Source organism: Alkalihalobacillus sp. CinArs1 (assembly GCF_947387515.1).
Taxonomy (GTDB): Bacteria; Bacillota; Bacilli; order Bacillales; family Guptibacillaceae; genus Guptibacillus.
In genome coordinates, this window is sequence record NZ_CANDOB010000004.1 from 138,744 (window position 1) to 162,220 (window position 23,477).

General features: G+C 39.8%; 27 protein-coding genes and 1 other annotated feature. Of the genes, 19 read left to right on the forward strand and 8 right to left on the reverse strand.

Annotation, left to right across the window (positions count from 1 at the left end; genetic code table 11):
• Window positions 1-78: 78 nt before the first annotated feature.
• On the forward strand, window positions 79-1,350 hold the full coding sequence (locus PFZ69_RS18210; protein WP_333489750.1) for an MFS transporter: 1,272 nt from the start codon (window positions 79-81) through the stop codon (window positions 1,348-1,350).
• A 34-nt stretch (window positions 1,351-1,384) separates the two neighbouring features.
• On the opposite strand, the gene PFZ69_RS18215 is transcribed toward PFZ69_RS18210, so the two are convergent.
• The 3 genes from PFZ69_RS18215 to PFZ69_RS18225 all read right to left on the reverse strand — a co-directional run bounded on the left by PFZ69_RS18215 (window position 1,385) and on the right by PFZ69_RS18225 (window position 3,807).
• Window positions 1,385-1,924, reverse strand: a complete 540-nt coding sequence (locus PFZ69_RS18215; protein WP_270182527.1) for a GNAT family N-acetyltransferase — start codon at window positions 1,922-1,924, stop codon at window positions 1,385-1,387.
• 91 nt (window positions 1,925-2,015) lie between these two features.
• On the reverse strand, window positions 2,016-2,894 hold the full coding sequence (locus tag PFZ69_RS18220; RefSeq protein WP_270182528.1) for a protein-glutamine gamma-glutamyltransferase: 879 nt from the start codon (window positions 2,892-2,894) through the stop codon (window positions 2,016-2,018).
• Complete coding sequence (locus PFZ69_RS18225; protein ID WP_270182529.1) at window positions 2,875-3,807, reverse strand: hypothetical protein; 933 nt, start codon at window positions 3,805-3,807, stop codon at window positions 2,875-2,877. Before PFZ69_RS18225 ends, PFZ69_RS18220 begins: the two co-directional genes overlap by 20 nt.
• 157 nt (window positions 3,808-3,964) lie before the next feature.
• On the opposite strand from PFZ69_RS18225, the gene PFZ69_RS18230 reads away from it, so the two are divergent.
• Window positions 3,965-4,819 carry an ABC transporter permease subunit gene (locus tag PFZ69_RS18230; RefSeq protein WP_270182530.1) on the forward strand — a complete coding sequence of 285 codons (855 nt, stop codon included), beginning with the start codon at window positions 3,965-3,967 and terminating at the stop codon, window positions 4,817-4,819.
• A gap of 28 nt (window positions 4,820-4,847) precedes the next feature.
• Window positions 4,848-5,888 (forward strand): ABC transporter permease, encoded by a 1,041-nt coding sequence (locus PFZ69_RS18235; RefSeq protein ID WP_270182607.1) that lies wholly within the window; start codon window positions 4,848-4,850, stop codon window positions 5,886-5,888.
• A gap of 32 nt (window positions 5,889-5,920) precedes the next feature.
• Here the strand turns inward: PFZ69_RS18235 and PFZ69_RS18240 are convergent, their stop codons facing one another.
• Both PFZ69_RS18240 and PFZ69_RS18245 read right to left on the reverse strand, forming a co-directional pair.
• Window positions 5,921-6,559: a hypothetical protein gene (locus PFZ69_RS18240; protein ID WP_270182531.1), complete on the reverse strand. Its 639-nt coding sequence runs from the start codon at window positions 6,557-6,559 to the stop codon at window positions 5,921-5,923.
• Window positions 6,556-7,119, reverse strand: a complete 564-nt coding sequence (locus tag PFZ69_RS18245) for a sigma-70 family RNA polymerase sigma factor (RefSeq protein WP_270182532.1) — start codon at window positions 7,117-7,119, stop codon at window positions 6,556-6,558. The genes PFZ69_RS18240 and PFZ69_RS18245 overlap by 4 nt, the downstream gene beginning before the upstream one ends.
• Before the next feature lie 152 nt (window positions 7,120-7,271).
• Here PFZ69_RS18245 and PFZ69_RS18250 point away from each other — a divergent pair, with 152 nt between their 5' ends.
• Window positions 7,272-7,907, forward strand: a complete 636-nt coding sequence (locus PFZ69_RS18250; RefSeq protein WP_270182533.1) for an N-acetylmuramoyl-L-alanine amidase — start codon at window positions 7,272-7,274, stop codon at window positions 7,905-7,907.
• A 48-nt stretch (window positions 7,908-7,955) separates the two neighbouring features.
• On the opposite strand, the gene PFZ69_RS18255 is transcribed toward PFZ69_RS18250, so the two are convergent.
• Complete coding sequence (locus tag PFZ69_RS18255) at window positions 7,956-8,123, reverse strand: YfhE family protein (RefSeq protein ID WP_270182534.1); 168 nt, start codon at window positions 8,121-8,123, stop codon at window positions 7,956-7,958.
• Between the two features lie 152 nt (window positions 8,124-8,275).
• Here PFZ69_RS18255 and PFZ69_RS18260 point away from each other — a divergent pair, with 152 nt between their 5' ends.
• The 3 genes from PFZ69_RS18260 to argS all read left to right on the forward strand — a co-directional run bounded on the left by PFZ69_RS18260 (window position 8,276) and on the right by argS (window position 11,010).
• The gene (locus PFZ69_RS18260) at window positions 8,276-8,590 is read left to right on the forward strand and encodes a hypothetical protein (RefSeq protein ID WP_270182535.1); all 315 of its coding nucleotides are present in this window, start codon (window positions 8,276-8,278) and stop codon (window positions 8,588-8,590) included.
• Window positions 8,591-8,811: 221 nt separating this feature from the next.
• Entirely contained in the window at window positions 8,812-9,006 is a 195-nt protein-coding gene (locus tag PFZ69_RS18265; protein WP_270182536.1) for a hypothetical protein, read from the forward strand.
• Window positions 9,007-9,064: 58 nt separating this feature from the next.
• Window positions 9,065-9,275: a binding site (T-box leader), on the forward strand.
• Window positions 9,276-9,324: 49 nt separating this feature from the next.
• Window positions 9,325-11,010 (forward strand): arginine--tRNA ligase, encoded by a 1,686-nt coding sequence (gene argS, locus PFZ69_RS18270; protein WP_270182537.1) that lies wholly within the window; start codon window positions 9,325-9,327, stop codon window positions 11,008-11,010.
• Window positions 11,011-11,068: 58 nt separating this feature from the next.
• Here the strand turns inward: argS and PFZ69_RS18275 are convergent, their stop codons facing one another.
• Window positions 11,069-11,803: a TraR/DksA C4-type zinc finger protein gene (locus PFZ69_RS18275; RefSeq protein WP_270182538.1), complete on the reverse strand. Its 735-nt coding sequence runs from the start codon at window positions 11,801-11,803 to the stop codon at window positions 11,069-11,071.
• Between the two features lie 150 nt (window positions 11,804-11,953).
• Here PFZ69_RS18275 and PFZ69_RS18280 point away from each other — a divergent pair, with 150 nt between their 5' ends.
• Window positions 11,954-12,418, forward strand: a complete 465-nt coding sequence (locus PFZ69_RS18280) for a hypothetical protein (protein ID WP_270182539.1) — start codon at window positions 11,954-11,956, stop codon at window positions 12,416-12,418.
• 40 nt (window positions 12,419-12,458) lie between these two features.
• Here the strand turns inward: PFZ69_RS18280 and ctaG are convergent, their stop codons facing one another.
• Window positions 12,459-13,364 (reverse strand): cytochrome c oxidase assembly factor CtaG, encoded by a 906-nt coding sequence (ctaG, locus tag PFZ69_RS18285; protein WP_270182540.1) that lies wholly within the window; start codon window positions 13,362-13,364, stop codon window positions 12,459-12,461.
• A gap of 255 nt (window positions 13,365-13,619) precedes the next feature.
• Between ctaG and PFZ69_RS18290 the strand changes: the two genes are divergently transcribed.
• From PFZ69_RS18290 to PFZ69_RS18340, 11 genes are all read left to right on the forward strand, one after another.
• The gene (locus PFZ69_RS18290) at window positions 13,620-13,946 is read left to right on the forward strand and encodes an ArsR/SmtB family transcription factor (protein ID WP_270182541.1); all 327 of its coding nucleotides are present in this window, start codon (window positions 13,620-13,622) and stop codon (window positions 13,944-13,946) included.
• A gap of 102 nt (window positions 13,947-14,048) precedes the next feature.
• Window positions 14,049-14,171 (forward strand): hypothetical protein, encoded by a 123-nt coding sequence (locus PFZ69_RS18295; protein ID WP_270182542.1) that lies wholly within the window; start codon window positions 14,049-14,051, stop codon window positions 14,169-14,171.
• A 35-nt stretch (window positions 14,172-14,206) separates the two neighbouring features.
• Complete coding sequence (locus PFZ69_RS18300; RefSeq protein WP_270182543.1) at window positions 14,207-14,353, forward strand: hypothetical protein; 147 nt, start codon at window positions 14,207-14,209, stop codon at window positions 14,351-14,353.
• A gap of 150 nt (window positions 14,354-14,503) precedes the next feature.
• A complete protein-coding gene (locus PFZ69_RS18305; protein ID WP_270182544.1) occupies window positions 14,504-15,427 on the forward strand; it encodes a cation diffusion facilitator family transporter in 924 nt (307 codons plus the stop codon).
• A gap of 401 nt (window positions 15,428-15,828) precedes the next feature.
• Complete coding sequence (locus PFZ69_RS18310) at window positions 15,829-16,146, forward strand: ArsR/SmtB family transcription factor (protein ID WP_270182545.1); 318 nt, start codon at window positions 15,829-15,831, stop codon at window positions 16,144-16,146.
• A gap of 67 nt (window positions 16,147-16,213) precedes the next feature.
• Window positions 16,214-16,984, forward strand: coding sequence for an SDR family NAD(P)-dependent oxidoreductase (locus PFZ69_RS18315; RefSeq protein ID WP_270182546.1), 771 nt, complete (start codon window positions 16,214-16,216; stop codon window positions 16,982-16,984).
• 184 nt (window positions 16,985-17,168) lie between these two features.
• Window positions 17,169-17,741 carry an SCO family protein gene (locus tag PFZ69_RS18320; RefSeq protein WP_270182547.1) on the forward strand — a complete coding sequence of 191 codons (573 nt, stop codon included), beginning with the start codon at window positions 17,169-17,171 and terminating at the stop codon, window positions 17,739-17,741.
• Between the two features lie 452 nt (window positions 17,742-18,193).
• Entirely contained in the window at window positions 18,194-19,633 is a 1,440-nt protein-coding gene (locus PFZ69_RS18325) for an NADP-dependent isocitrate dehydrogenase (protein ID WP_270182548.1), read from the forward strand.
• 174 nt (window positions 19,634-19,807) lie between these two features.
• Window positions 19,808-21,286: a spore germination protein gene (locus PFZ69_RS18330; protein ID WP_270182549.1), complete on the forward strand. Its 1,479-nt coding sequence runs from the start codon at window positions 19,808-19,810 to the stop codon at window positions 21,284-21,286.
• 22 nt (window positions 21,287-21,308) lie between these two features.
• Entirely contained in the window at window positions 21,309-22,403 is a 1,095-nt protein-coding gene (locus PFZ69_RS18335; protein ID WP_270182550.1) for a GerAB/ArcD/ProY family transporter, read from the forward strand.
• Window positions 22,400-23,470: a Ger(x)C family spore germination protein gene (locus PFZ69_RS18340; protein WP_270182551.1), complete on the forward strand. Its 1,071-nt coding sequence runs from the start codon at window positions 22,400-22,402 to the stop codon at window positions 23,468-23,470. The genes PFZ69_RS18335 and PFZ69_RS18340 overlap by 4 nt, the downstream gene beginning before the upstream one ends.
• Window positions 23,471-23,477: the final 7 nt, after the last annotated feature.

A 23,477-nucleotide genomic window follows, 5' to 3' on the forward strand; every position in this document is an offset into this window, starting at 1 on the left:
CAAAAGGACAAAGTGTTTTGGGAAGTATGAATATTTCTGTAAAATGGTAATCAATACCTTATGAAAAGGAGAATAGTCGTGCAATCTTCTAAGCAGTCTTCCCCATTTTTCTATGGATGGTTGATCGTCGCAGCAGCAGCCTTAGGCGTTTTCTTTTCAGGACCTGGACAAACCTACGGCGTTTCTGTCTTTATTAATCACTATATCTCAGATTTCGGTTGGAGTCGTTCGTTAGTTTCTGGTATTTATTCATCAGCTACGTTAGCAGCTGGTCTTTTACTATTTATTATTGGTAGAATGGTAGACAAATTTGGGCAGAGACGAATGATGCTCACCATAGGGTCTTTATTAGCGGTCGCGTGCCTTTGGAATAGCTTTGTAATAGGACCGGTCATGTTGTTCATCGGTTTTTTTATGCTCCGATTGTTCGGACAGGGTTCAATGACACTAGTTCCAAATACGCTTGTCCCTCAATGGTTTATTCTTAAAAGGGGGCGAGCACTAAGTTTTATGGCGATAGGCGGATTCTTGAGTTCTGCAATTTTTCCACCTCTTAACACGTGGTTGATCAACTCGTTCGGTTGGGAAAATGCCTGGAGAATTCTTGGAGCAGCAATCGTCATCATCTTTTTACCAGTCGTTTTCTTTCTAATCCGAAACAAACCTGAAGACATCGGCTTACTTCCTGATAATGCGGTTTCGAAAAAAAGACTAGCAAAGCGTAAGGAAGAAAAGATGGGTGAAGAAGATGAGGAAGGGTTTGAAACGAATTGGACAGTAAAGGAAGCGATGAGGACGAGAGCGTTCTGGTTGATTTTATTTTGTGTGAGTATCCCAGCACTCGTTAATACAGGGCTCACGTTTCATTTGTTTTCCATATTGGGAGAGCAAGGTGTACCTGACCAAACAGCTGCACTGATCTTGAGTATCATGGCGATCGTTGGTTTTCCGGTAACGATGGCATCAGGTTTTATTTTAGAACGTGTTAATGTACATATCGTTTTAGGCCTTTCTTTCATCGGTCAAATGGTTTTTATCCTGTTATTGACTCAAGTAGATACGTATGTCCTGGCAATTGTGTTCGGCGTATTATGGGGAGTCATAGGTGGCATCGAGAGGATCACCCTCAACATTATTTGGCCAGATTATTTTGGCAGAGAAAACCTAGGAAGTATAAAAGGGATCGCGACTACAACGATGGTAATCGGTTCTGCTTTCGGTCCATTACCTTTTGGTGTGGCTTACGATACATTTGGAGGGTATACAGAGATTTTATTACTTATCTTGATTTTCCCAATCCTTGGTACGGTTGCAGCCTTTTTATCTCCACCTCCAAAGAAACCCGCATAATAATAAGCTCCTTCCAATCGAATGGGAGGAGCTTTTATTTAGAAAAGATGGAATAAACAAGAACGTCATAATACTTTTGATGGAGAAAGATATGCTCTTTAAAACAGCCTTCTTTCTTGAACCCTAGCTGTTTGAGGCGCTTGACTGCAGATTCGTTGTTTTGGATGGTCTGGGCATAAATTTTGTGTAATCTCATCTTTGAAAATCCGAAATCGATAATGGACCTCGCTGCCTCCAAACCATATCCTCCTCGCCAATAATCTCTCGATAGTACTGCGCCAATCTCCGCTTTGGAAGAATTGCGATCCCAGTTTTGGAATCCTGCAGTGCCGATCAGTTGGTTGTTGCTTTTAAGACGAACGGCAAATCGAATTGAATTTGTTGTTGAAATCGAAGATGGATCTTTAAAAGCGTTGATGTAGTGATTTGCTTGTGTCCTAGTCTTCATGGTGTCACCCGTATCGTAATACGTGACTAGCGGATCTGAAAAAATGGAAAATAAAGCATCAACATCGTTCGGATGAAGAGCTGTTAGCACTAATCGTGATGTTAAAAGTGTTGGAAAAGTATCCATGTTCTGCACCGTCCGTTTTTTATACTATATGCAGAACGATCCATAGAGTGGAGGGCGGTCATCTATATAAAAAGAAGTTTATGAACTTCTTTTATGATTGAGGAAAACGAATCGTAATGTATTCCTTTAATAATTCTTCTTGTTTCTTGTTATATTCATCTAGAGATAAAGAGCTATTCTCCAGCTGATCGTCAAATAACAATACGTTTTGTTCTTGCTCAAGTCTCATAGTCGCAAATTGGTATAAATATGAGAAGCCAGGCCTTGTTGCTGTTTCAAGAAGGTAAGGCATCCTCATGGCGCCAGGTCGTCGTCTTCTCGCAAGGGCATCGATGATCCCAGGAAGCGTCCTAAAACCAAGTCCATGACCAAAATACATACCATCCCCCATATCGACGATGTTCTCACCTTGCCATTCAGGTGTTAATGGATTTACGTCTGGATTCTTTACATACCGTATATCGCCAGGAATATATTGCGATGGGATATTATGAACGATCCGGAGGTCAGCATCATACTTCCAACCCCATAGCCGAATATCTGCGAATAACGTATTGAATTTCACGGGCGGAAGCATTCTTAAGGCAGCTTTGTACAAAACGATGATCATGGCTGTTGCGCATTCAAACGCATAGATTCTTCCGTTTCGAAAAATATCAACGATAGCCTCAGCAGGAGGAACGCCTTGTCTTAGCTGAAAAGCTCCGTCAGGCATCAAGTTCCAAAACATTGGATTACACCTTGATTTATAAAAGTCCGCAAATTGTGCGCCGCTATAATAAAGTTCCCGAGCACTCGCTGTAATTGCTGAACGAAACTGCATTTCAAATACGACTTCGCCACGAGAGCGATACGTGTGTGTGACTGAACTGTTGAGAAGCGTTTCTAACACCTGTCGCTCGAAGGAGTTTTGAATCATACGATGGTCAAAATCGTCGATCGTCGCGACCTTATCTCCTATAAGTATCATGGTTTACCTCCTCAATCGATTGAACCTGTGCTTCTAGAGGCCGTGTTAACCATTCATTCCATTCAGAGCGAGAATACTTTCTTAATTTATATGAAAAGTCACTGAGACGTTTTTGTGTTTCCGCTGGCAGTGACCGGAACTCTTCATCATGAAGGCGGCTGTTTCCAGGCTGTTCTTTGTATTTCATCATAAAGTCAACACAGTAGGGCTCTAACTGCGCTGTAAGCTCATAACTATTTTCATTGAGTACAAGGTATGGAAGGTTCTCTTCGTACCACGTCCTGAAATGTACATAAGGATTTTCTGACTCGTTCAGCCCAGGAATAAAGTGAAGAAGTTCCTTTGCGAAATGTTTCTCCTCACGATCATGCGATGCTAGTCTTTCGCCCACGGGAAGTAAACTACTTACGTTTTGTGTTGAAAAGTATGCCCACGTTAAATAATGCGTTGGGTGTCCTTCTTGATGTCGCTTAAACAATAACTGAGAAATAGCAGGAAGGTCAGTCGGGTCATGAAAGATCGTCGTTAACAACCCTGCTGACCGATCTAATACAAAACGGTATTTCGAGTTAAGATTTTCATTAGCCCCAGTTGTGACGATCCATCTTAATACAGAGTGGATGAGCTGAGGTGTCTCACATATTGAGTATGGAAAAGGGCTCGCGGGTGCACGTTCTTTTGCGAGTATATCTTTTCTTAGTGCGAGTGCGACTTTATTTCTATCTGATAAGTATTTTGTTAATCTGTTTGAACTAATAGATGATGAGAGTACATAAAGCGTTGGGAATGACACCTCCTCACTGTTTACTTGAGAAGTTGCAAGCTTTTTATCTTGTTCAATCAGGTCTATAAAATGACTCTTGAGAGCGCTGATCCCACTTACTTTTCGAATCATCTCCAAGGAACTGTTCATAGAATTTCCTCCCCTCTTAATGCTCCTTCTAACAACCTATTCATCTTTTTAAAAATTCATCACTGAGTGAAATTGAAATTTTGGCACGCCATATGCAACCTTTGGGAATTATTTACGTCTACAAGTGTGGAAGGGTAGAAACAGAAAGGGGATATCTATGATTAGAGGGGTCTATCGTTTTGGGGTGAAGTTCATAGCATCTTTTGTTGGTGTTTTACTGCTTGGTGCCTTACCAGGTTTGTTCAATGGAATGAAACTTGATCTAGGAGGTTATGGAGATCGGTTGGTCGCGACTATACAAAAACTGATGGCTTATAACGAGCTCACCTTCCGAGTTGGTGATAACCAATATCCATTGTTTCCTGAACTCTTTACATACTTAAACTATTCCTTGATCTTGCTATTTTCAGCACTTATCTTAGCTTTCATTAGTGCGTTAGGGGCAACATATCTCACCATGATGCTTCCAATAAAATTTAAACAGATGATTAAAAGAGGATCGTTTTTATTCGAATCGTTACCAGACGTCTTTATTCTTGCATGCGTACAGATCGGTGTCATTTGGTTCTATAAGAAGACTAGTATTCTACTCGTTGATATCGCTGCGTTCGAAAGAATCTATGCGATGCCAATACTCGTGTTGTCGATCCTTCCAGCGTTGTTATTCTATCGCATCATGCTTCATGTGTTTGAAGAAGAAGCTGAAAAGCCTTATGTCGAATTGGCGAAAACAAAGGGTGTTGCAGGAACTGCTCTCATGTTTGTTCATATGTTTCGAAACGCTTTGTTACCGATTTATTTTCATTCGAGGTCAATCATCTGGTTCGCGCTTTCAAATTTGTTCATCATGGAATTTGTTTTCAACTTAAACGGTATCATCTGCTATATGTACACTAACCCTACACCTGAACTCTTTACAGTTGGCGCTTTGTTACTTTTTGTGCCGATCTTTATTATTCTAGGACTCTACCAACTTCTTGCAGAACGAGTTTCCAAAGCGGAGGCATTGTAACGATGAATGGGGGGAATAGCTCGTGTTAATGAAAAATCCGATGTTTCTTACTGGGATACTTGTTCTTATCCTTTTGTTTGGAGGGAGCGTATTTTATACCATCGCGTATGATGACCACATTCCACAAACATTCATGCTTTATAATGAAGAAGGAAATTTGATCGACAAAGCTCCATTAACACCTTCACAGGTTGAGCCGTTTGGAACAGATAAATTAGGATACCATCTTTTTCAACAGATCATTATAGGTGCAAAATATACAATTGGAATCGCGCTTCTTATCGCATGTATGAGAATGTCGTTATCCTTTGTAGCTGGAGTGATCTCTGGTACCTATTCAAAGAAAACGTCTCGTGTAACTTCAGGCCTGGTAGATGCGATGCAGTACATTCCTATTTCTCTACTGAGCTATTTTATCTTAAGGGGCGTACTGATGGAGAATGGGATGGAAGGTACGTTTCAATATAATTTCTGGGAAAGGTTGATCTTTGAAGTCATTATCTTAACAGCAGTCGCTGTTCCTACTACAACCGTACTGATATCAAATGAGACGCATTCATTGTGGCAAAAAAGCTATATCGAAGGTGCGAGAATTCTTGGCGGTTCTAAAGTAAGGATCTTGTTCAAACATATCTTTCCTCATTTGTGGCCAAGAATGATGATCATCTTTCTGCAACAGTTGATCAATGTCTTTATCCTGTTGTTACATCTCGGATTACTAAAGCTTTTCTTAGGTGGTACAATCTTTAATCCTGATCCACAGCTTGGGGACGAATATCGTTCGGTGTCTTCAGAGTGGTCGGGGCTAATCGGGTCTACATATGAATTTCTTCCGTATAATACGTGGATTCCTCTTATCCCGATCCTTTTCTTTGTCGTAGTCATTCTTTCAGTTAACATCACCCTCGAAGGCTATAAGCAATCTCAAAATGGTCAGGTAGGGAAGAGGCGTAAACGGAGAAAAGAAGTTCATACAACAACAGAAGAGAAGAACGTGTCAGCTGGGTCATTTTATTTTATCAACCATGAAGAAAGTGAGTACGAAGATCAAAAAGCAGTGAACAGATAGACAAAAGCACAACCGCGGAGGTTGTGCTATTTTTATTCATTTGGTTGAAGCCAGTTAATGCGAGTGTCATCTCTTCCTTTTGTACCTTTTAATAAAATCGCACTATTCTCTCCACCTAAATAATTTTGTATGGCGTATTCGTTCTCTGCCGTAATGATAATATCAACAGAATAGTATTTCCAAAGATCACCGAGGCCGTTATATTCCTCAATATAAAGGTGTGAAAGTAACGTAAGATAGCTGTTAGCTGCTTCTTTCATTTTCTCTTCCGTCATGGAGTCAGGGACCATCAATTCAAGGTGAAGCGTGCTCCCTTTTGCGAAATAAGTAACATCCATAATATCCGTGTCTCGCTTTGCTATTTCTGTTGACCGCTTCATATAAGCGGCACTAATATATGGGGAGTCAATGTTTTCCTCTGCACTGTTGTTTTCAGGGAACCACATGTCGGTTCCTGTTAATTGAATGGTAGTCGTAATGAGTAAGAGCAGGCAGGCTACTAACCCTACCCATTCAAGGACCATACTTTTCTTCCTTGGACGTCTCGAGTAATGTTCGATGAGTATATTGTCGAGCATTTTTTCTTTTTTTGCTTCAGTAAAATGTTGCTTCTGAAACATGACGTTCTTTACCTTTTTCTTCATATCATTTGTTTCCATAAAGTTGTTCACTCACTTTCTCCACCGAGTCTTGTTTCAAGCAGGCGTCGGGCCCGATGCAGACGAGATTTAACCGTTGCTTCTTTTGTATCTAGAAGATCACTGATTTCTTTGATCGATAAATCTTCATGATAAAAAAGAATAAACGATTCACGGTATTTAATGGGAAGCTTTAAAATTTCGTTGCGCAACTTCAAAGCTTCTTCGTTTTTCACGATTAGTAATTCAGGAGAAGAATCATGAGATTTTATTAACTTCAACATTGTGCTCGGAACGATATGTTTAAAGGACCAGCTACGAACGTAATCATGGCAACGATTTACCGCAATGCGGTATAGCCAGTTTTTTAAGGAAGCTTCTCCACGATATGTATCAATTTTTAGAAAGCATGTTAAAAATACTTCCTGTACAATGTCCTCAGCTTTGCCCCAATCCTTCACATATGTATAAGAAAGTCGAAGGATCGACTCACCAAATTGTGACATCAACTGTTCGATTAACTGCGTTTTCTCGACAGTGGTATAGGAGGTAATATCACTTTTCTTTATTAAGTTAAGGTCGATCTTTCTCATGTTATCAGCCCTTTAAAAGTCCTTTTTCTTATAAAGACGGTCGCCCCTACATAAAGTTGCAGGTATCTTTAATTTATTTCATTTGCGTGCCCCTTTTTCCTTTTTCTTTTCGATATATAGTAGGAAGTAAATTTATTTATGGGGAGTGAAAGATGATGATCATCATCGATGCTGGTCATGGAGGTACGGATCCAGGTGCATGTGCAGGAGGGATAAGGGAAAAGGATTGGACGTTAGAAGTGTCGTTGCATCAGCAATCGTTTTTAAATAATCTTGGCATTCAAACGGTGCTGACTAGAACCTCCGATAAAGGGTTGACGCCTATAGAGCGAACGAATCTCGTCAAACGGTGTGGTGGGTCAATTTGTATTAGTAATCATTTTAACGCGGGTGGAGGGAAAGGAGCTGAAGTGATCCATTCAATTTATTCAGATGGTAAGCTTGCAAAAGCAGCAGGACATGCTCTTACGTCAGCGGGAATGCCTCTCAGGCGAGTGTTCTCGCGAAAAGGAAGAGACGATCGTGATTATTACTTTATGCATCGCCTCACTGGATCAGTTGAAACGCTCATTGTAGAATATGGCTTTTTGGATTCAACTGAGGACATGGCGAAACTACGTGCGCTTCGATTGAAACTTGCAGAGTCTGTTGCGCTTGCCGTTGTTAAAAAGACGCAGTCGGTCTATGTTGTGCAAGCTGGTGCATTTCAAGAGAAGAAACGAGCACTAACACTTTGTACTGAATTAAGAGAAAAAGGGTATGATGCGATCATAAAAGAAGAACGATAATCGTCAATAAAAAATGAGTCATGCTGCTGCATGACTCATTTGTTGTTCTTATTTTAATAAATCTGGATTTTCACTTTTCGCTCGCTTTACTTTAGGCTTTCGAACGCCACCTGCGATGTCCGCTTTTTTAAAGTCCTTTGCATATGCAACTTCCTGTGCATCACTTAATTGAAAACCTTTTTCGTGAATCGGTTGATATTGAGAGTTCTTAGCCATGATGCTATTCCTCCTTGTAGTAAATATCGGCTTATATTAAATCGATACCCTGGTAGAAAATGAGTTAAACATACATGTTCTATTTTGTTATCGAACACGATTTTGTGGTAACTTAATGATAAGCGTATGTCGTTTTTACTATTGGAGGAATTATGGAACGAAAAAAATTAACGAATCTCATAATAGGAAGTTTCATTGTGATCGTGGGAGCTCTTTTGTTAGGGAAGTATACGTATGTTCATGAAGAGCACATCGAACGAGGCGAAATCGTTAGTAAGGAAAGTCATCACCACGAGTACTATGTCTTTGTACAGCCCGAGGGTGAAGGTGATGCCAAAAAGCTTGTTGTAGAAGATGAGATGACTTGGAATTTAGTAGTCGAAGGTGAACTTTACAACGTTGCTTATGCATGGCATGGTTCAAAGGAACCTGTCATTGAAGAGATGGAAAAAGTAGAACGAGAGTAATATTCTCGTTCTACTTTTTTGTATACCGATTGTTCAATAGTTGTATGGTGAAAATAAGTTGAACAAACGAGATATATGCAAAAAGACTCAGATGAACAGTCAGGTTTGCTGTCCATTTGTATCATTTTCATTGATGTTTTGATAGGTTTTGTCGAATGTATGTACTCTTGTTGTTTAAGTAATGTATAATAAAGGTACTAAATTGGAAGGTGGTTCTTACGATGACGATAAGAAACACTCAGAAGGAGAAGCTCGCTGTAGATCGGTGTATGAAACATTTAGAAGTCGTCAACGTTGAACCTAAAGTAAGACAGCTTATTTACATGTACATGACCTCTATTTATCGGGAAGCTTATAAAGAAGGTTTGGCCGATGGAGAACGTCAAGAACAACCTCAGGAACAGCACTCAGGCTAATGTGCCAAAAAAATGGTTTGATTTTTTGTGTGATTTAGCTATACTGATTAGTAATATAACAACGTCTATGCGAAAGAGAGTAGTGTTTGTGAAGGGAAAAGCGATCCGGGGATGGTGTGAGCCTGGAGCCTAGGCAAGCATGAACCGGACTTTCAAGATACTGTTCTGAACGATTAGTAGGAATGGTCGGTTTCCCCGTTATGGAATAAAGTTGGCACTGGTTGTAACCAGGCAATAAGAGTGGTACCGCGGATTACTCCGTCTCTAATCAATGATTAGAGGCGGAGTTTTTTGTATATTATGAAGGAGGATTTTTAATTGAACTATAAAGACATATTTGCAAATGAGCTTTATCATGTGATTGAAAATAAAGTAGCGTACGAGACCATCCTCAACCGAATCGAAAAACCAAGTCAAGAAAGCTATGGAGATTTTGCCTTTCCATGTTTTGATCTCGCTAAAATCATGAGACGTTCTCCTCAACAAATCGCATCAGAGTTAGCGCCCAAATTAGAACATCCTGCGTTTGAAAGATGTGAGTCTGTAGGGGCCTATCTTAATGTGTATTTGAAAAAGAGACAGGCTTCATCAGAAATCATAAGTGACGTGTTAGAGAGTGGATATGAATTCGGAAGGAGCAATCATGGCAACAATGGAAAGGTTCCAATCGACATGTCTTCTCCTAATATAGCGAAGCCCTTTTCAATGGGGCACTTACGCTCAACTGTTATTGGAAATTCACTAGCTCTATTACTTGAAAAAATAGGCTGCGAGCCTATCCGAATCAACCACTTGGGAGATTGGGGAACTCAGTTCGGTAAGCTGATTGCAGCTTACTTGAAATGGGGTGACGAAGAAAAGGTTCGTCAGAATACGATTAAAGAACTTCTCGCTCTATACATTAAGTTTCACGAAGAAGCTGAGAAAGACGCCAATCTTGAAGATGAAGGAAGAAGATGGTTTAAGCGCTTAGAAGATGGAGATAAGCAGGCCGTAAAGTTATGGGAGTGGTTTAGAGAAGAATCACTAAAAGAGTTTAATCGTATCTATGAATTGATGGATATTTCCTTCGACTCAACAAACGGGGAAGCATTTTACAACGATAAGATGGATCGCGTTGTTCAGCTTCTATCTGACAAAGAGTTGCTCAAAGAGTCAGAAGGTGCGCTAGTTGTAGAGATGGACGACGACAACCTTCCTCCATGTTTGATTAAGAAAAAAGATGGAGCAACGTTATATGCTACCCGTGATTTAGCAGCAGCGTTATACCGCTACGAAACATATGGATTCAGTCAATCTTTATACGTAGTAGGGAATGAACAAAGCTTGCACTTTAAACAACTGATCGAAGTATTGAAGAAGCTAGACTTTGATTTCGCAGAAAACATGCATCATATCTCATTCGGTATGATGTTGAAGGATGGCAAAAAAATGTCTACGCGTAAAGGGAAAGTCGTTCTCCTAGAAGAAGTGCTTGAAGAGGCAATTCAGCTTGCGAAAGTTAATATTGAAACGAAAAATCCTTCGTTATTAAATAAAGATGTTATTGCAAAACAAGTTGGTGTAGGAGCTGTACTGTTCCACGATTTGAAGAATGACCGTCGAAACGACATCGATTTCTCTCTCGAAAGCATGTTGAGAGTTGAAGGAGAGACAGGTCCGTACGTGCAATATACGAATGCAAGGGCATGTTCGATCTTAAGAAAGGGACAATACACTAAGGGTGATGTCTCTGGAGTGGAGGATGAGAAGGCATGGCCAATCGTTATGTTACTCAATGCTTTTCCTGAAACGGTTCAAAGAGCAGCGCGTGAATTTGACCCATCGATCGTTGCTAAATACTTGATCGATCTCTCTCGCTCTTTCAATAAATATTATAGCCATGTAAGAATACTTGATGAAGAAAATATGAAACAAGGTAGACTAGACTTAGTGGCATCCGTTTCGATCGTGTTAACAGAAGGTCTTCGATTACTCGGAATTCATGCACCGCAAGAAATGTAACAACATGGTTCAGGCTTTATAAGGAAAACGCAGACCCATTAAGTGGATCTGCGTTTTTTTAATAGCCCGTGTAATCCGTATCCTCGACTGTTCCATCAAACATATTTTGTTCATATTCATCGATCGTCTCTTCGTATCGTTCATGAGATTCATTCGGCATAACACCAGTCGGTTTCCCATCGATATCAGATGTAAGAAACGTCTCGATCTCTTCAACATACCCATATGGTTCGTCTGCTTCGACATACATATTGTCGTAGTCTTTTTTTGGATCGATGAAATCTGAAGGGGTTTCTGATGTTCCATAACTCGCTGCACGTTGCCAGGAATCTTCAGAGTCAAAGAAATTCGCATCACGGTTATCGTTATCGTATCTTCCAAACGGATTTGCAGACTCTTCTGCAGGTCTATTGTGGGAAGTTTGATCAGATGGAGAATGGTCGACGCAAGTTGTTGCTGTTGGCATGGCGAGTAGCCGTTCAGTAGCAATTTCTTTTCCACATTCCTGACAAACACCATATTTACCTTGGTTGATTCTTTGTAAGGCAAGGTTTAGTTCTGCTTTTTCTTGTTTTAAGTGTTCATCTAAAGACAAATCTTTTTCACGTTCGAATAACTCAGTTCCAGTATCACCAGGGTGGTTATCGTAATTTGATAGTTCACCGGTGGATTCTTGAACAAAGGCCTGCGATAGACCAAAATCGTCTTGTTCAGTTCTTTCTTGTTCTTCAATTTCTGCTAATCGATTCTTTATCATTTCTTTAAATGAACGAAGCTGATTGGTTGTCAGCATAAATACAGCCTCCTTATTTTTATGGATAGTTGTAGTATGTAGCAAAGCTTCACATGCTACTTCTGAAAATAATTCCATGAATAAAGAATGAATCCTAGTTATTTGGAAAAAATAGGGAAGTGACAAAGCTGTGGAGAAACTGGTGATCAGATGAAAAGGAAGTTTTATCCTATTGAGGTTTTACTTTGGAGTATCGCGTTTCCAGGGTTTGGACAAATTTTAAATCGTGCTTATATTCGCGGCGGATTTTTTATCCTTCTCGAATTTTTAATCAATGTAAACTCGAACCTTAACTTGAACATTCTGTATAGCTTTCAAGGCAAGTCAAGCCTTGCAGTCGATGTAACAAACTATCAATGGGCGATGTTTTATCCATGTATCTATTTGTTTGCGATTTTTGAAAGCTATGTGATGGCATATCAGCGTCTTAGCATGCGTATTCCTACATACGTAAGTATTCCGTTTGTTTCAGGGGCATATTTTTCAACGATCGGAGTCATTTACTCGAATGTTATACCGATTCCACCCACATTCACTCCGATACTCGGAATTGTGATAGGTGTTGGAATAGGACTTGTGTGTCGAAAGTTCTTATTAAGAAGATTACCGAATTAAAAAACAGGCAGTGAGAATTTTTCCTCACTGCCTGTTTTAGTTAAATTTCACTCATTCGAAAATCTGCGGATTGTAGTTCTTCTGCATCTTTTTCTCTTTCTCTTCGTGCCCATTGGAAGAAGATGTAGCCTAGTGCAGAACCATATGAGATTTCTTGAATAATCTTCATGATGATTCCACCTAATTGCTGGTCTTCTAAGATTCCGAGTGGTTTAAATTGAGCGAAAAGTTCAGGAGGTACAGTAGTGCCCCCAGGAACACAGTAACCCATTGCCGTCGCCCATACAGTTGGATCAGTATAAGTAGCATATAAAGGAGTTGAAGCGAAGATGATCAATGCACACGCAGGTGTTAATAGAACACCATCTGCGAAGATATATCCAAGCTTTTTCACTCCTGATAAGGTATCATATTCAGGGACAGGACATACAAGTGGCCACCACATTGCAAAAGCGGATAGAATCAGTGCGACCTTGTAAATATCCTGAGCTGTATAGTTAACCATTAAGTAGTCAAAGATCTCAGGGATATGATAAAAGGAAAACAGCCCGTTAAATAAGAGCAATGAAATGATTGGAAACGTAAAGAACTTCACAATTTTATGGACGACCTTGATATTGAGAAGCGGTCTTAACATCCACGCTGGCGTACCGATGATCATCAATGGCGGTGCGATTAAATAAACGAGTGCCATCTCGGTCATATGGATACTTAAAAGTAAATGCCCCATAAGTGATAAAGGTCCACCGAATCCAATATAGAGTATAAATACGCCTAAAAGAAAGAACAGCTTTTTATACAACGGAAAAGGAGCTGAATCTTTAAAAGAATTTTTCCATGGTCCAGTTAGAAGTAAATAGAGTACTCCTACGAAAATGGCAGCGACCATTAACCCAGGGCTCCACAACGCACTAAAGGAAAACGTGCTTGATAATTGTTCCCACATCAGGAACACCTCCATCTATATTTCATAAGCCAGTCATAGCAAATCAACATACCCATCATACCACATCAATACAAAATCTCATTAACCTCTACCATTATTGTAAAAAGGAATCAAATGAAATACAACAATACCTAATAGGAATGTGTGAAGGAACCGTGACATTCTGACCTCTAGTTGACAGTAGAGCAAACCTTCACATAGAATGGCATCAGGACCATATATGAACGCACATTCATATAAAACGGAGGAAAAAGTATGGATAATCAAGAAAGAGACGCTATCCTTGAGAACGTGGATCTTGATGAAGAAACGTTATTTATCGTGTCGCAAACGTTTAAAGCACTAGGTGATCCTACAAGAATACGCATCTTAAATCTTCTAGCAGATCATGAATGCTCTGTTAGTGAAATAGCGGAAGGGCTTCAATTGTCTCAATCCACCGTTTCACATCAATTGCGTTTCTTGAAAAATTTAAGGCTGGTTAAATTTCGACGAGCAGGAACAAGCATTTATTATTCCCCAGATGATACACACGTTATGGCGCTTTTGAGTCAGGCGATCAATCATGCTTGTCATGATTAGTAGGAATGATTGAAAAAAGTTTGGAAACGTTCATAAAATTAGGTGTTGAATGAATGTAAGCGAAGTTATAATGTGGATAGAACGAACGAGAGGGGAATAAGCATGTTAGCAAAAATTAAGCAGCATAAAACTGAATCTGCTGTTATTTTCTTAGCTTTTATTCTGCCTTTTATTACGATGGTTGTGATCGGTGCATTATCGATCTATCTATCTTATAGTGGCTAAGGAATTAACAGTGTTTTCATAGGAAGGTGGGCGAGATGACGGATATAGGATCAATCTTAGTCGTCATGTCGACGGTTATCTTCTTTGTTGTCTTCGGACTGTTTGGTTTCTTTCTTTATATGCTAAAACGAAAAGAAAGAAAGGAAGAGAATCAAAAGGAGATGCCTGAACATGAGGAGTAAAAATATAAGACTGCTTATTATATTACTTATTATCAGCGCAGTATGGGGAGTCGCCTACTGGGTCTGGGCATTTGGTAATGTATAAAAGACTTTTCCGAGGAGAAAGGTCTTTTTTTGTTATAAACAGCATGAAGTAAGGAATACATAATAATGGCGAATTCGAGCGAAGAGAGGGATAAGATGGGACACCATAATCACAGCTCAGTAAAAAATATTAAAACGGCATTTTTCCTAAACTTCAGTTTTACTATCATAGAAATCATAGGCGGCCTCTTAACGAACAGTATGGCGATCCTATCTGATGCTCTGCATGACTTAGGAGATTCATTATCATTAGGAATCTCGTGGTATCTCCAAAAGAAATCAAACCGTAAAGGAAGTAACGCCACGTTTAGCTTTGGGTATAGAAGATTTTCGTTACTAGGAGCTTTAATCAACAGCATCATTTTAATTGGCGGCTCCCTTTTTATTTTGACACAGGCCGTCCCTCGTCTCTTAAATCCAGAGCCTGTTCAAGCGAGTGGAATGATGGTATTAGCAATTCTAGGCGTTCTCGTGAACGGTGCAGCTGTTTTTAAACTCCGTAGTGGTAAATCCATGAATGAAAAAGTGGTAACGTGGCACTTACTTGAAGACGTACTAGGCTGGGTAGCTGTATTGATCGTGAGTATCGTTCTGATGTTTAAAAACATCCCGATTCTCGACCCGATTCTTTCGGTTATGATTACGCTCTATGTGTTGGTGAATGTGATTAAGAACCTCAAGAAAACACTTATGATCTTTTTAGATGCTGTACCTGAAGGTGTAGATCTTAAAGAGATAAAGAGTAAGATTGTAGCTCTACCAGGCATTATTTCGACCCACCATACGCATCTATGGTCTCTCGATGGCGAACAGCATGTTCTTAGTACTCATATCGTTGTGGAAGAGTCTCTAGACAAAGCTGAAATCATCCACATTAAAGAACGAATTCAAGAGTTTGTTGAAGAGCTGCATCTGGAACATTTAACGATCCAAGTCGATTACCAAGATGAACGTTGTCTGATGGCTGAGTCGTCTGTGGACGATCGGTAGTTGTACATAGGCTTAGAGAGGTTGACAACCACAGAGTGTAGAGAAAGTCTCGAAGGTAGATGAAAGTAGATGATAATTTCCATTCTAATTAATGTTGATGGATATTGAAATATCTGCCTGTTAAACCATTGGACGGAATGTTCGTTTTGGATAAATTCTCATCAAGTAGGAGAGACGATCGCGGACTCCTGCGGTCGTACGGGCGGCCGAGACCGGGGTGTGGGTTTCACCTCCGGCTTGGACGTTCGTCCGCGGAAAGCATGCGATCGTCATCGACTACGGTATCGGGAGCACCGAATAATGAAATGGGTTCCTCGACAAGTTGGGTTGACAACCAGCTCTTTTTTCCTTATTATCATATTAGATTATATGTTTAAACTTTTGAACGGATGTGGGTTTCTATGAATAACGAACAAGAGCATCACGAGGTAATTGATCTTTTTAGAAAAAGCACACCAATTTTTCAAGCGTTAGGTGATCCATATAGACAGGATATTATCATGCTCTTAAGTGAACATGACAAATTGAGCGTCAATGAAATTACGGAGAAATCAACTTTATCAAGACCAGCGATCTCTCACCATTTGAAGATCCTGCGTGAAGTAGGCCTTGTATCTGCTTCTAAACAAGGTACGACACGTTTTTATTCACTACAGTTAGAAGATAGCGTAACAACATTAAAACACTTGTTAGCAAAAGTAGAAGATGCTTGCTTTTAGTCTTCTACTTTTTAACACATTTAATGTTTAAAAGTTTAAACCAATAGAAGTAATGGAGGTAATTTATATGAAAACTGCACTGATAACTGGAGCATCTGGTGGCTTAGGATATGAATTAGGCAAACTAATGGCGAAAGATAACGTCGACCTGATTCTAGTCGCACGAAACAAAAAGAAATTAGAGGAAAACGCAAACGAATTAAGGAAGCATGGTATTCAGGTAGACGTCATCGTAAGCGATCTTTCGAAGCCCGGGGCACCGGATGAAGTTTATGCTGAAGTACAAAGAATGGGGAAGAAAGTTGACATTCTCGTTAATAACGCTGGTGTTGGCATGTTTGGTCGATTTATAGAGAACGACCTCCAGCAAGAGATGGACATGTTATACTTGAACATCAATTCCCTCACACATTTAACGAAGCTATTTTTACGCGGAATGAAAGATAGAGGTCACGGAAAGATCTTAAACATCGCTTCAACGGCTGCATTTCAACCAGGTCCACTAATGGCCGTTTACTATGCTTCTAAAGCTTATGTTCTTTCGTTTTCTGAAGCGATAGAAAACGAGTTAAACGGTTCTGGTGTAACAGTATCGACACTATGTCCTGGTCCTACAAAAACAGATTTTGCCGACCGAGCGGACTTAGGTAAATCAAAACTTTTCGATATGGGTACGATGGATGCAGAGTCTGTTGCTAAAATAGGGTATAAAGGGTTTATGAGCAACAGAAGTGTGATCATACCTGGTCGACAAAATCGCTTGATGGCAAAATCCGTACGATTCATGCCTCGAAAACTAGCGACAAGGATCGTTAGAAATGTTCAAAAAGAAAAATGAGGGTGATTTTGCTCATACCTTATGAACTAGTAAGAATGATAACTATTTCTCAAGCAGCCTGAATTTAATTCAGGCTCTTGCTATTTCAAGAAATGCTCAAAATTAACGAATAAAACGTATGGCAAGTCGATTATATATCATATATGGTAGTAAGAGAACGATTACGTTTGGAGGGAAGAAAGTAATGCAAAGAAAATTAACATTGATGATCGGTCTTATCAGTATCTTGCTATTAGCAGCATGCGGACAAGATGTACCCGATGATCTTGATTGGAAAGTTGAAGAGTTTACATATACGGATCACACAAACAGCGAATTTGGTCTTAAGGATTTAGAAGGTGACGTTTGGCTTGCGAACTTCATCTTTACGAATTGCGATACGGTATGTCCTCCTATGACATCCAATATGTCTAAAATACAGGATAAACTAGCAGAGCAAGATATCGATGCTGAAATCGTATCGTTTAGTGTAGATCCAGAACGTGATACACCTGAACAGCTAGAAACATTTTCTCAAAAGTTTGATGCAGATTTATCTAACTGGCATTTCCTAACAGGTTATGATGGAGATGAAATCCAGGAGTTTGCGAAGAATAGCTTTCAAACACTAGCACTACCTGACCCTAACTCTGATCAATTCACTCACGGAACATCTTTCTATCTCGTGAATAAAGAGGGAATCGTAGTTATGAAATACGAAGGTGTTTCGAACGTAAAATATGATGAAATCGTAGACGATGTGAAGGCACTGCAATAATAGGAAGAACCTCACGATTGAATTTCGTCTGCTTTGCAAAATTAATTTAATAGCGTCCTAAAGCGAAACGTTTGAAAAAGATGCGAAAAAAATAGTAGTAGATTTCATCATCACAATAGGTAGGACATTGTTACTTGACTGCAATCTAGTAGGAGTGAATACAGCTTGACTCCCGCGGTAGAACGGGCGACAGAGACCCCGGACCGGACGTTTTTTGTCCGGGAGGAGGATCGGGCGTTCGTCCGCAGGAAAGCAAGATGTATTCGTACTCCTACGGTATGGGAAGCACTGAATAGTTTTGAACCTCATCAATGAGGTTCTTTTTTGATTTAGCGCTACATCGTGCTAAATTGACAAAAAACAACAGGATTTCTATAATAACGAAGGAAAGCGATAACATGATGGTTTATCATAGAATCTGTGAGACTGACCAGAGAGAAGGGGAGAGAACCATGGCAGAAAAGCGTCCGATTACAGTTGCGACAGGGGACGGAATAGGTCCTGAAATTATGGAAGCAACGATGCACATTTTAGAACAAGCTGGGGCAGAAATAGAACCAGAGTATATTGATGTAGGTGAGAAAGTTTATCTTACAGGTAACTCCACAGGAATCCCACAAGAAGCATGGGACTCATTACGTCGTACGAAAGTATTTCTAAAAGCACCGATCACAACACCTCAAGGTGGGGGCTATAAAAGCTTAAACGTTACGATTCGAACTGCTATGGGGTTGTATGCAAACGTTCGCCCATGCGTTTCGTATAGTCCAGTTATTGAAAACAAACATCCAGACATGGACTTAGTGATTGTACGTGAAAATGAAGAGGATCTATATGCAGGAATCGAACATCAACAAACTCCTGATGTTGTTCAAAGTCTAAAGTTGATTTCTCGTCCAGGTTCTGAGCGTATTGTTCGTTATGCGTTTGAGTATGCTCGTCAAAACAACCGAAAAAAGGTCACTTGCTTAGTGAAAGATAACATCATGAAATTAAGTGACGGTTTATTTCATCAAGTCTTTAAAGAAATCGCAGCGGAATATCCGGATATCGAATCTAGTCATTACATCGTAGATATTGGAATGGCGCGTATTGCAGATACACCTGAAGAGTTTGATGTGATCGTAACACCAAACCTTTACGGAGATATTGCTTCCGATATAGCTGCTCAAATTGCTGGTAGTGTTGGTTTAGCGGGCTCTGCTAATATCGGTGACGAAATCGCTATGTTTGAAGCAATACATGGAAGTGCACCGGATATCGCGGGCAAAGAAATTGCAAATCCGTCTGGCCTTTTACACGGAGCAATCATGATGCTCGTTCATATCGGACAGCCTGAAGCGGCTGAGAAGATTCATAATGCATGGTTGAAGACGATTGAAGACGGAGTTTTAACAGGCGACATGGCAAGAGGGAAAGCAGCTGTAGGAACGAAAGAATTTGCAGCGGCTGTCGTTGAACGTCTTGGTCAGTCTCCATCAACGCTCGAACCCGTTTCGTATAACAAGAAAACAATTCAAAAAGAAAAAGATTTTGACCGTCCAAAACACGAAGTTGAGAGAGAATTAGATGGTACAGATGTCTTCTTATTCAACAACACACTTACTGTAGATGAAATCGGCGAAAAGCTTGAAAGAGCGGCTGGAGAATCCTTTGAGTTCGTCATGATGACAAACCGCGGAGTGAAAGTTTATCCAAATGGTTTCTCAGAAACGTTCCTATCTGATCACTGGCGTTGCCGTTTCCAAAAGGCAGAAGGAAAGCAAGTCGAGCAGTCAGAAATACGTGAACTGCTTTCACGCATCGAAGACGAAGAGCTTGATTGGATCAAGATTGAAAACCTCTACCGTTTTAATGGGAAAATTGCTTATTCATTAGCACAAGGTCAATAAATGGGTATGAAAGCCTGTCGAGAAAATCTCGGCAGGCTTCTTTTAATAGGTGAATATAAGGCTAACTTTAAGCGCATTATAGCGCTTCTTTTTTGTGTGTATGTTTGGATAATCAAATGAATAGTGAGAACACTAACGTACAGATAGTAATGGAGGAAAGAGGGGGTGATCTGTGTGTTTCAATGGCTAAGAAAACGACAAAAACCTGATCAGATAAAGAACTTACCCCAACTCATTGCTAACTTGAAAACATCCGGGGACTTTCTCCATTTTAAAAGTGAACAGACCGGTATGCCATATTTTATCTATTACTTTAAGACGTTAGTTAATGAGCAAGAACTTAGCGAAAAAATCTTAGCGCCAATGGTGAAGAATAAGGTTTCATCTCTTAAAGAAGTCAAAGATACTGTTCCAATTCCAGGAATCATTCTAACAGATGATCTTTCGGACATTTGTGAGAAAGTCATGATTGGGTATCTTATCCTTCGTTTCAACGAAAATTCGAACGAATGTGCTTTAATTCCTTCCCCTACAGATATTTCAAGAAAAGTGTCACAGCCTGAAGTAGAGTTCACAGTAGTAGGATCAAAGGAATCATTTGTGGAATCGCTTGATAAAAACCTTCACTTGATTCGTAAAAGACTGCCTGTACATGAGCTGAAAGCCTATGAAATAACAATTGGAAAACTTACACATACAAAAGTAGCTGTCCTTTATTTAGATGGCATTACGAATCAAGAAAATATACAGATAGTCAAAGATCGTCTTAAGGGCATTCATGTTGATCAAGTCGTAGATAATTCCGTCATCATGCAGCTTATTACGGATAATAAGAACTCTCCTTTTCCTCAACTTGTTGATACAGAAAGGCCGGACAGAGCAGCATCCGTGCTTTGTGAAGGAAAGATCGTCATCTTATCAGAAGGCTCTCCTCAAGCTCTTCTTGGGCCTACAACATTTATCGAGTTTTTCTCAGCGTTCGAAGATTATTTCGTGAATTGGATAATCGCATCTACGGCACGACTGATTCGAATATTTGCAGTGCTGTTCTCGATTCTCGTAACACCGCTCTATGTAGCAACATTGACGTATCACTACGAGCTTATCCCGAGCGACTTACTCAGTACGCTCGTAAGCTCAAGGCAGCAAATACCACTTCCTCCTATTCTAGAGGCAATATTCTTAGAACTATCGATCGAGCTATTAAGAGAGGCGGGGGCAAGGCTACCTACTAAGGTTGGTCAGACGATCGGTATCGTAGGTGGTATTGTAATCGGAACTGCTTCAGTTGAAGCGGGTTTAACGAGCAATGTTTTATTGATCATCGTGGCGTTAGCAGCTCTTGCATCTTTTACAACACCTGTTTATCGCATGGGTAATACGATACGACTCATACGTTTTCCATTCTTACTCTTTGCTCATCTATGGGGATTACTAGGAGTGGTCCTCTGCTTCTGTTTCTTACTTATTCATCTACTCCGATTAAAGTCCTTAGGCAAGCCGTTTCTTGAACCGATTTATCCACTTCGTGTAAAAGATTTAAAGGATGCTTTGATCAGGTTACCTAATAAATTTCAAACGAAAAGACCGATTCAACTACAAACTGAATCGACGGTGAGGTTTGAAAAAGATAAGAACGAATTTCATGAATAGCAGGTGAAAGGAGAGATTTTATATGCGAGATGCGGAAGTTAAAGAACAACATAAAATTTCACCTTTCCTTGTGTTTTATTTAGTTCATACGATGCAAGTAGGCGTTGGGGTTATGGGATTTCAGCGCATCGTTACAAAAGAAGCAGGGAACGATGCGTGGATATCAGTTCTGGCGGCAGGATTAAGCCTTCACCTGATCATCTTTCTCATGTACAAAATATTGTTAAAAGAAAATGGTGATATCATTTCAGTGCATAAAAACCTTTTTGGGAAATGGTTGGGAGGTTTTCTGAGCTGGATTCTTATTATTTATTTTATCGCGATGAGCATTACCGTTTTAAGAACATACATAGAAGTGGTGCAAGTTTGGATGTTTCCAGATCTTAATAAATGGATATTTGGATGTGTTTTTTTACTCCTCGTCTACTACTGCCTTTCTGGCGGTTTTAAGGTCGTTACGGGTATTTCCTTCTTTGGAGTCGTGTTACCGTTCTATCTTCTTCTAACGATGGCGTTTCCGTTGTATCACGGTCATTTTAGAGACCTTCTACCGGTACTTAATCATTCGATTTCAGAACTCTATGCAGGTGCAAAAGGTGCTTCACTTCCATACTTGGGCTTCTCGACACTTCTTATTTATTTTCCGTTCATCAAAGACCCTGCCAAATCGCATCGTTGGGCTCAAGGCGGACATCTCTTAACGGTTTTTATGTATGTGGTCGTCATGGTCGCTACAATCGCTTTTTTTAGTGAGCGTCAGTTAGAAAAAACAATTTGGGCAACGTTAACTACGTGGAAAATTGCTGAGATGCCGTTTGTAGAACGCTTTGAGTACATTGGTATTGCAACTTGGGCACTCGTTATTCTTCCGAATATGTGTATCACAGTCTGGGTTGCAGGGAGAGGAATCAGAAGGCTCATCAAAGTGAAGCAAAGAAAGGCGACAATTCCAATCCTGATTTTAGTATTGATTGTGAATGGCATGCTTACGGAAAGAGGAAACATCGATTTGTTGAATAGTAGTATAAGTGAGGTTGGGTTTTATATGACTTATATCTATATACCTCTTCTTTTTCTTTTACAATTCATCGTATACAAAGTGAGGAAGCTACAATGAAATTACCAGTGCTATTATGCATAAGCATTCTTTTACTTAGTGGCTGTGTAGAAAATTCAGTTGTGGACGACATTCAGATGGTAACCGTTATTGGATATGAAAAAGGAGAGGATGGAAAAATTAAAGGAATCGCAGTTGCTCCGCAATTTCAGGCAGATGGAACGATTCAGAACAGTGTTTATATTGAGGAAGCTGAAATTAGTAAGGAAATAAGAAGTCAATACAATTCGGAATCTCCAAAGCCTTTCGTAAGTGGGAAATTACAGCTCGCGATTTATAGCAGAGAGATTGCTGAAGAAGATGGAATCATGGAACTCACAGATACCCTTCAAAGAGATCCTTTTATTGGGTCACGTGCGTTTCTAGCGATTTCAGATACCGACATCGAAAAAATGTTAAGTACGAACTTTGGGAATGCAGATACAGGTCATTTTCTTCATAGTCTTTTAGACCATAACAGTAATTATGGAATGTTACCGAAAACCAATTTACATAACTTTTTCTACTATTACTTTTCAGAAGGAAATGATCCATTTCTTCCACTCATCACGTTAGAGGAAGGAAAAGTGAAGATCGCGGGGCTAGCTTTACTAAAGGAAGATAAAATGGTAGCTGAATTGCCTGCTGACGATCTCTTTACATTCAAAATCCTTTATGAAAATTTCAGCAGCAACGATTCGTTTACAACCGACCTAGGTAATGGTGATCATGCATCAATATACAATATTGCTTCAAAAAGAAACATCGACTTAAAAATGTTAAAGAAGAACGAGATTACGATAAAAGGTAAAGTGTTGGGTGTTATAAAAGAGTATACAGGAGAGGAATTAAGTGCCAAAGTGATAGATAAGATAGAAAAGGATATGGAGGCAGAGGTTGAAGCGAAAGGAAGAGAGATGATTAAGAAATTCCAGGAGGAGGGCATCGATCCGCTGGGTCTTGGAAACGCTGTACGCAGTGTAACGAGAGGAAAGTTTGATTACGATCAGTGGAAGGACCGTTATCAAGAAGTTGATATTAAATTTAATATGCAGGTCGTGATAACAGAGTCAGGAGTAATCGAATAAGAAAAAA